The sequence below is a fragment of the Psittacicella hinzii genome (assembly GCF_003585935.1).
In the GTDB taxonomy this organism is placed as follows: Bacteria; Pseudomonadota; Gammaproteobacteria; order Enterobacterales; family Psittacicellaceae; genus Psittacicella; species Psittacicella hinzii.
The window spans coordinates 1-9,177 of sequence record NZ_NRJG01000121.1; the positions used below are offsets into that span (position 1 = coordinate 1).

The following is a 9,177-nucleotide window of genomic DNA, read 5'->3' on the forward strand; positions in this document are numbered from 1 at the left end:
AACTAGCTGGTATTTTTCTACTCTTTTGCTAAAAAATTAAAACGTCAGATACATGTATCTGACGTTTTAATTTTTAAACTAAATTATTTAGTTAAAGTAGGCAAGCTAGTTTTATAAATCCACTTACTACTAATTGTACCCGCTGTCATAGCACCATTTACATTTAGTGCTGTACGACCCATATCTATAATAGGTTCAATTGAAATTAGTAAACCTACTAATTCTAATGGGAAGCCTAAAGTAGAAAGAACTACGATTGAAGCAAAGGTAGCTCCGCCACCAACGCCAGCAATACCAAATGAAGCAATAGTAACAATTAGGATTAAGGTAGCAATAAATTGAATGCTTAAAGGATCAATACCTACAGTAGGAGCGATCATAGTTGCTAACATTGCAGGATAAATACCAGCACAACCATTTTGACCAATAGTTGCGCCAAAGGTAGCGGCAAAGTTAGCAATCGCACTGTTATTTCCTAAATCTCTTACTTGAGTATTAATATTTAGAGGTATTGAAGCTGCACTTGAGCGTGAGGTAAAAGCAAAACTTAAGGTTGGTAAAGCACGAGTAAAGTAAGTAATTGGATTAATACCATTAAATGTTAATAGTAACCCGTGAATTACAAACATTACGAAGATGGCAAAATAAGAAGCTACTAGGAAATTAGCTAAACGTAACACGTCTTGCCCATCAGTTGTAGCAGCCATTTTGATCATTAGTGCAAAAACACCATATGGAGTTAGACGTATAACAAAACGTACAACTCGCATAATTAATTTATTAATAACTTCAATTCCATCAACTAAACGCTGACCTAGGTTTGCATCTTCTTTTTTCATACTTAAGGTAGCTAGTCCTAAGAATGCTGAGAAAATTACAGTAGCAATTACTGAAGTAGATCTTGCTCCTGTTAAATCTGCAAATGGATTAGTTGGAATGAAGCTTAAAATAATAACAGGGATAGTTAAGTTTTGAATATTGGCAGCTCTTTCTTCAACTCGAGTATTAGCAGCCATTTCACGAGCACCAGATACTAAACCTTGTGCACTTAAGCCGAACAGATTAGTAGCTAAAACTCCAACTAAAGCTGCAATAGCTGTAGTAAAGAGAAGAATACCAAGTACACTTACACTAATACGCCCAAGTTTGCGTACTTGTTCTAAACGCGAAATAGCACTAAGAATGGAAATGAAAACTAACGGCATTACGATCATTTGTAATAAACGTACGTAACCAGTTCCAATAATTGCTATCCAATCTAGTAAGGTTGTTAAATTTTGGCTATCAAGTTTTTGGAGATAAACACCAAATAATAAACCTACTAGAAGAGAGAAAAGAACAGTCCAGCCTAGCTTGTTAAATTTATAAAATAAATATCCTATTGCAATAAGGATTAACGCAAAAATAGCTAAATTTAAAATTAGCATAAATTCTCCAAATATATCATGCAACATATTTGGCGTAATGTTGATTTAAGTAACCAGCTTAAATCAGTATATCCGTAGCTAAGTATATCATAATTTTAAAAAAGTGGTCACCAGTCGCAAAATTTTAAAAAAATTAGCCAAAATTGCAAAAATATTTAAATTTTGTTTCAGAATTTGCTTTAATAGGCACTTGTTACTCACAACCAGAGAGTTATATGAACCATAATTCCGACTTAAAATTAAGAAAAATTTATATTGATCAAATAAAAGAAAAATATGATCGCCTATGCAACTTAGAATTTTTGCATGAACATTTAGGTGAACAATTTGCACAAGCATGTGATGCTTATAATACTATGATAAGTCGTAAACAATTTTTTATTGCCAGTCAAAATGCGGCGAACCCTGAAGCTCAAACACAAACAAAAGCTCAAAAAGACCCAGAACAAGTAGTAATTGATTTAGCCGCTCGAGCTCTGGCTAATGACTTTATAAAAAGTAATACCTCAATTAAAGATGGTGATTTACAGGAGCTTATTGAAGCGCAAAGTTCTAACTTAGTGAAAGTTAAACAAGCATTTACTATTGAATATGACTCTCCGGTTGGAGAAAATTATCTTAATACGAAAATGGCAACTAGAAAATATGCTGGTTTACGTTTGCCTTCTTCATTTCGTAAAAATAATTTTAGCTTTAATTCAAGTAAATTTTATGCATGTGATACTTTAAATCAAGAAGAGTATGATTTTATGCGTAATATTATTGATAATCGTATTCTTCCAACTAATCAGTCTGAATTACAATTTTTAAATTACAATACTTTACGCTTTTATGTAACCGAAGCTTATACTTTTTTAAAAGTTTATCACCTATTATCATTACAGTTCCATAAATTTTTATTATCTGCAATTGAGCTAATTAAAAATCCAGATTGGTTGACTAGTGAATACTTTGGTGACAATGTAAAATTGGTTAGTCTTTCATTAAAATACCCTAAATTAAGTCAAGATGAGTTAGAAAGTTTACTTTATTTGCGAAAAGATTTTAAAGAACGTGCCAAAGATAAAGAGTCAGATCAATTTGTAGTAGCAACAAGTAAATTTTATGATGAGTGTGGCTTTAATATTTTATTGAATGATAATGGCTGCTTGGGAGTTTTTCCGATTGAATTTTATGTAAATTTACTTAAAGATGATCTTACGCAAACCCAACAAAAACTTAAAAAGTATGTAAATAGTTTAGGTAGTAAAAATGGGACTATTAATACTGCTCGTAGAGATTACTATATTCATGAATTATTAGATAACTATTTATATTCAGTTGTAGATATCACAGGGGAAAATGCAAATAAATTACCAGAAATTATAGCTAAACAGGAAAAAACTAAAATTCTACCTCCGCTTATTATAGGTGGCTTAGAGCAAATTAATGGCGGCTTGTTCTTAGGCAAAGATGATTTTACTGCTGTAGGACTTAATTATCATTATTCAGCTGAATATGGTTGGAATATTTTGATTAATACTGCTAAGCATGAATGTGGCCACTATTTAGATCATTATGTAAATCGCCTTAAACATGATTATCATGATATCCATAAACAATATGCATTAGGGCATAGTGGTGCATGGAGATATCTTTCTTATTTCTGTTTTGGTAGTCTTCCGCAAGAATTTGATCCAAACTTAGGTACGTTATCGTTTGTTGCTCAATTAGAGCAAGATAATAAATATCTAATGTATGAAAGCCCGCATTCTTTAAATGAATTAAAAGTTGTTCCTAATGATGGTTCGTATTTAGGTGCAAAATCAGAAACAGTTGCTCTAGAACAAGAGTTTGACAAAAGATTGTTAAAATCTTATAAGAATGCATATAAAAATCAAAGAGGTTTAGGTAATCTTGAAACTAAAGCTAGTATGCGTCAAAATAATTTGATTTTAATCAATGGTCCATATTTAATTACTTCAGCTTCAAGTTTAATTGATGCTCGTTTGGATAAAACAGATCCTTTACCTGTTGTACATAGCAAAAAAATGTAATTTACCTTAATTCTAATGCTTACATCCCAACCGACATTTGGTTTAATTGCAGTGTTACATATACTTCTACTAAAAATTAAGCTCTTGATATCTAATTTTGATATTATAAAAAACGCTCGATTTTTATTAAAAACAAAAAATAATTTGAGAAGTATTTTATGAAAGAGCCTAGATATGCAGCAAGACCAGTAGACAGAGTAAAAAGAGGTGGAGGGGTTTACCTATACTATGTACTTAAACATAAAAGAGGTAGAAACCCTCAAGGTGAAAGTTACACAACTAGCGATAGAGTTTCAATTGGTCGAGTATTAGATAATGATCCAGGTTACATTTTAATCAATGACAAGTTTAAAACGTACTTCCCAAAAGAAAAGACTTATAGCAAAAAGCAAATGGAGGAAATGGGAATAGACGTTACGATTAATACGAAACCTAAAGGTCGACCAAAGTAAAAACAGATCCAAAAGTAGTAACTAGAACTGAAATTGAATCCATCATTACACCAGCCTATTACACGGTAGCTAAAGTACTTGCTGTAAATGTAGGTCTTCTAAAAGCATTAGAAGAAGTATTTGACGAGAAAAGAATTAATACAATTCTAGCTTTATCAGCTTTTTACCACCAAGAAAAGAACGCTGTAAGACAGTTTGAACAATGGTGTAAAGAGCGTAACTATGAAACGAACTGCTTATCTAGTTCTCAGGATATTAGTAAATTCTTCAAGGAAATCTCAACGAAAGTTGAAGATTTTAAAGAAGTATGGTCAAAAAACAGATACTACGATGGGATGTCAGCAATCTTCGATATAACTTCTCATAGTTCATATGCAGAAACTTACAAAAATAACTTAGTTAAACGTGGATATAATTGTGATAGCAATGATTTACCACAGATGAATTTTGCTTTAATTATTGATCCTGAAACTAAGATCCCAGTCAACTTTGACCTCTTCAATGGTAACTGTAACGATATCTCTCATTTCTCTCGTAATATCATGAGACTTCTACCGAACGTTAAAGATCCTGATATCGAGTTGGTTTTTGATAATGGTTGCTGTTCTCAAAAAGCATTACAAACACTAAGTGATGAAAATGTTAAATTTACTACAGTAATTAGTGAAGGAAGCACTCTTTACAAAGAATTAGTAGAGAAAAGTTATGGAAACATTCTTCTTGATGGGCAATTAACTTACGATAGAGATGTTTTCTCAAAAAGATACGATACAGACTATCTTGGAGTACCTGTAAATGCCTATGTATACTTCGATTACAAACTACTAATTGAAGAAAGAGAAGCTCTAAGAAATAAGACTGAAACATTAAAAGAAGAGGCAATAAAGTATCTCGATGATCCTAAGAAATTACTTTCTCACTATGGATCTATTCTTAAGATAAAACCTCATGGTGATACTACTTTAACAGCAAGTGACATTAGTGTGGATGAAGATAAATACTATGGGCTTCAAAAACAATGTGGTTTCTTCGCACTGATAACGAATACGCCAAGAGATTCTTTATCTGTACTAAAAATTTATAGAGGAAGAAATTACGTCGAAACGATGATGCATATCATTAAAAACGTTCTTGGATTTAAAACCGATAGTACTCACACTTCAGAAGATTCTATAGGTAAATTCTTTACAGCGTTTACTTCTCTAATTATTTACAGTCAATTTACTATTGCAGTTCGTAAAGATCCTACTCTTACAGCTTATTCGATCGAAGATATGATCAAAGAGCTTAATCTCATCGAAGTGCTTAAGTTAAAAAACAATAACTTTGAAGTTTCTGTTATGTCAACTTTACAGAAAAAGCTACTAAACGCAGTAGGCATCTCAGTAGATGAATTTGCGGATGAGATTAAGAAAAATTTTTAAAAAAGTCTGGCGTTTATTTTAATTTATGGGATTAGGGTAATTAATAAATAGTTACTCTAAAATAGTTAAACCTCCTGATTTAAAATCAGGAGGTTTAATTATTTTACTTTTTGGCTAAATCTACAATATGAGCAAAAAATTGTTCTTTATCTACGTGATAAACTAAATTAACTGGTCTGCCACCAGCACTTGCATCTTTTAAAATTGTGCGTCCAGCTGATGGTCCACTAGTAATGACATCTGAATATACGACATTACTTTTAGCAATATCTGGATATTTATAGAATATTGTCGTTAATACATCCCAGAGAAAATAAGTCGAATTATTAACAAAATGGCGTAAAGGTGGTACACATGAGTAAGCATTGCCAATAAAATCAATGCCAATGTGTGATCTTTGTTTTGCCCAACTATTACGAACATCTAGGGTAAGAGGAACCATATTTGTACTTTCAAGAGCAACCATTTCAATGTTAATGTCGGATTGCCATACACGTTTTACAGCATTTGGATCCCAGAAAGCATTCCATTCAGCTGTACCATCGTGCTCTGGTTCTTCAATATTACCTCGTTCTAAGAATGTTCCACCCATCCAATATAATTTATTGATTTTATTGGTGATTTGTGGGTTCAAGGGCGCGAGCTAAATCTGTAAGAGGTCCGGTAAAAATTAAATCAATTTTCTCTTGGCTCTTATTTAAAATTTCAATTAAATCTAAATGAGCTGGTAACGGACTTGGATTTAAGTCAACTGGATTAAATTCATTCAGAATTGTTAAAGCATCTACATTAAAAGCGTGTAGACGCCATTCTTTAGGAAACTGATTCACTGGACGAGAATCGGAAAGCGCTAGTGAAATATCAGTTTTATCTTCTTGGGAACCAAAGCGATTAATAATTTTTCTACTTGCAGAAACTGCTGGTTCTATATAACAATTTCCTCCAACGACACCAACTCCTAAGAGCTTAATGTCATCCATTTTTAACAACAAGTATAGAGATACGAGATCATCTACCCCACCATCGTGATTGAAATAAACTTTACGAACCATTTTTGTTTCTTATGTGAAAAATTAAAAAGAAAGAGCTAAAAAGAATAAGCTACTTAAATTATAACAAGGAACAAAAATTTTGTTCAGAAAAATATATGACCCCTGAAGGAGATCTTCAGGGGTCATATATTTAATTTTCGATAAAGATTGAAAATAAGGGAGTAATACCTGCTATAACTTTAGTACCTGCTTTTATGCGATTAATAATTTGCATATTAGGAGTTAAATTACTTACAACAACTGGGGTCGTTGTATCAATTTTATTATGTAACAACTAACAGAGGTTTACCTTAATTAAAGGTTGTCCGACTGTTACAACATCCTGCTCATTTACTAAAGGGGTAAAATTACTTTCACGTAGATTAGCAGAGTTAAAACCTACATGGATAAATATTTCTACTCCAGAATGATGAGTTACTAAAATAGCATGACCGGTAGCATACATTTTAGAAATTAAGCCTTTACAAGGACTACATACCACATCATCCATAGGGACTATAGCAACACCATCGCCAACTAATAAATCAGAAAACACTACATCAGCAACTTCTCGAATATTTTTAGCATAACCACTAAAAGGAGAATAAACTGTTACTAGATTATTTGTGGGTTTATGAAATAGTTGTTTAAGCGATTGGATTATTCCCATTTCTACACTCTATTAAATAATACCGCGATTAGTTAAAAAGTCTTGTACGCGTTTTTTGATTGCACGTGATGAAGTCATAGTTAGACATTGTGCTACTAAAGTTTTACATTCGCTGTAACGTAGTTGGCGAATGATGTTTTTAACTTTAGGAATAGAAATAGCACTCATCGAGAATTCATCAAGACCCATACCAACTAATAATGGGGTTGCTAATTCATCACCAGCTAACTCACCACACATACCTGTCCATTTACGTTCAATGTGTGACGCATTGATTGTGTATTGAATTAAACGTAAAACAGATGGGCTGAATGGGTCATAAAGATCAGAGATCATTTCATTACCACGGTCAACCGCTAAAGTATATTGTGTAAGGTCGTTAGTACCAATTGAGAAGAAATCCACTTCACGTGCTAATAAATCAGCAATAATTGCTGACGCAGGAGTTTCCACCATTACACCAACTTGTAAGTTGAAGTTATTTGGAATACCACGTTCAACAAGTTCAGCTTTACATTCATCAATAATAGAGTTGATTAAACGTAATTCTGATACTTTGATAATCATTGGGAACATTACCCCAACTTTACCATGTTGTGAAGCACGTAAGATTGCTCTTAATTGTTGTTTAAAAATATCACGGCGATCTAAACCAATACGTACGGCACGGTAACCTAAGAATGGATTAAGTTCTTTAGGTAGATCCATATATGGTAAATCTTTATCACCACCGATATCCATAGTACGGATAATTACTAGTCTACCATCCATTTTTTCAACTACATCACGGTATGCAATGTATTGTTCTTCTTCATTAGGGAATGAATCTCTATCCATGAATAAGAACTCTGTACGGTATAGACCAATAGCTTCAGCACCATTATTAAGAGCTGGATCACAGTCACGTAAAGTACCAATATTAGCAGCAATATCAAATTTAACGCCATCAATAGTTTCGGCTGGTAAATCTTTTAATTTTGCTAATTCTGCTTTTTTAGCAGCTAGGTCTTCTGCTAATTTGTTGAAATCAGCAACTTGAGTTTCTGTTGGATTTACAATAACAGCATTATTTACAGCATCAAGAATTAACATGTCGCCATGTTTAACTTGTTCTGTAACGTTGTTAGTACCAACAATAGCTGGGATTTCTAGTGAACGAGCCATAATTGAAGAGTGGCTAGTTCTACCACCAATATCAGTTACAAAACCTTTAACTTTGTCTAAAGGTAATTGTGCAGTTTCTGATGGAGTTAGATCATAAGCAACAATGATCACTTCTTCTGAAATTGAAGTTAAGTCAACAATTTCTAAACCAAGAATGTTTTGGAGTAAACGTTTACCAATGTCTTTAATATCAGCAGCACGTTCACGCATATAGTCATCTTCTAATTTAGAGAAGATTTCAATATGTTGGTTTAATACTTGGTTAGCAGCATTGTCAGCTGTAATTAAATCATTTTCAATTAGATCTAATACTTCTTCTTCAATTTCTTCATCTTCTAGGATCATTAAATGACCTTCAAAGATTTCTGCTTTATCTTTACCAAATGTAGCTTCTGCGCGATCTTTAATGCGATTGATTTGCTCTGCAGCACTTTCTCTCGCAGCGAAGAATTTAGCTTTTTCTGCTTCCACTTGACTAGCGTCAATTGCCGCAGTATTAATAACTACAGGTTCTTCTTTAAGCACTAAAGCTTTTGCGTATGCAACACCTGGAGAAGCAAGAATACCTTTAATCATGATGTTGTTAAACTCCTAAAGTAACAAATATTATTCTAATGTGTTGATTAAAGCTGATAAAGTTTCTAAAGCTTTTTCTTCATCAGGACCTTCACAAGTTAGAACAATTTTTGTATCTTTAGCTAAGTTTAAACTAATGATTTTTACAGGACTTTTTGCGCTTACAGTTTCACCAGCAGTGATAGTTACTTTTGATTCAAACTCTTTTGCAGCTTTAGCAAAAGTTGTCGCTGGACGCATGTGAATACCGTGTGGAGCTACAATTGTAATTTCTTTGCTTACAGTCATATAAAATTCCCGTTTATAAATTTAAAAGGAAAAAAGAAATTTATAAAAATTTCTTTCAAATATTAAAACGATTGGCACTAAATAAATGATTTTATTTAGATGCCTAGAT

The 9,177-nt window shown here is 32.7% G+C and carries 7 protein-coding genes and 1 pseudogene; 3 read left to right on the top strand and 5 right to left on the bottom strand.

What is annotated here, in order from left to right; genetic code table 11:
* Window positions 1-83: 83 nt before the first annotated feature.
* Window positions 84-1,427, bottom strand: coding sequence for an L-cystine transporter (locus CKF58_RS06415; protein ID WP_119532124.1), 1,344 nt, complete (start codon window positions 1,425-1,427; stop codon window positions 84-86).
* A gap of 143 nt (window positions 1,428-1,570) precedes the next feature.
* On the opposite strand from CKF58_RS06415, the gene CKF58_RS06420 reads away from it, so the two are divergent.
* The 3 genes from CKF58_RS06420 to CKF58_RS06430 all read left to right on the top strand — a co-directional run bounded on the left by CKF58_RS06420 (window position 1,571) and on the right by CKF58_RS06430 (window position 5,339).
* On the top strand, window positions 1,571-3,463 hold the full coding sequence (locus CKF58_RS06420) for a hypothetical protein (protein ID WP_147397234.1): 1,893 nt from the start codon (window positions 1,571-1,573) through the stop codon (window positions 3,461-3,463).
* Between the two features lie 158 nt (window positions 3,464-3,621).
* The gene (locus CKF58_RS06425) at window positions 3,622-3,915 is read left to right on the top strand and encodes a hypothetical protein (protein WP_119532128.1); all 294 of its coding nucleotides are present in this window, start codon (window positions 3,622-3,624) and stop codon (window positions 3,913-3,915) included.
* A 44-nt stretch (window positions 3,916-3,959) separates the two neighbouring features.
* On the top strand, window positions 3,960-5,339 hold the full coding sequence (locus tag CKF58_RS06430) for an IS1634 family transposase (RefSeq protein ID WP_425451209.1): 1,380 nt from the start codon (window positions 3,960-3,962) through the stop codon (window positions 5,337-5,339).
* A gap of 103 nt (window positions 5,340-5,442) precedes the next feature.
* Here the strand turns inward: CKF58_RS06430 and CKF58_RS08595 are convergent.
* The 4 genes and pseudogenes from CKF58_RS08595 to CKF58_RS06450 form a co-directional block, all read right to left on the bottom strand.
* A pseudogene (locus CKF58_RS08595) lies at window positions 5,443-6,391 on the bottom strand (nucleoside hydrolase).
* Between the two features lie 274 nt (window positions 6,392-6,665).
* On the bottom strand, window positions 6,666-7,040 hold the full coding sequence (locus CKF58_RS06440; protein ID WP_119532132.1) for a PTS sugar transporter subunit IIA: 375 nt from the start codon (window positions 7,038-7,040) through the stop codon (window positions 6,666-6,668).
* A gap of 12 nt (window positions 7,041-7,052) precedes the next feature.
* Entirely contained in the window at window positions 7,053-8,780 is a 1,728-nt protein-coding gene (ptsI, locus tag CKF58_RS06445; protein ID WP_119532134.1) for a phosphoenolpyruvate-protein phosphotransferase PtsI, read from the bottom strand.
* A 30-nt stretch (window positions 8,781-8,810) separates the two neighbouring features.
* Window positions 8,811-9,068 carry an HPr family phosphocarrier protein gene (locus tag CKF58_RS06450; RefSeq protein WP_119532136.1) on the bottom strand — a complete coding sequence of 86 codons (258 nt, stop codon included), beginning with the start codon at window positions 9,066-9,068 and terminating at the stop codon, window positions 8,811-8,813.
* Window positions 9,069-9,177: the final 109 nt, after the last annotated feature.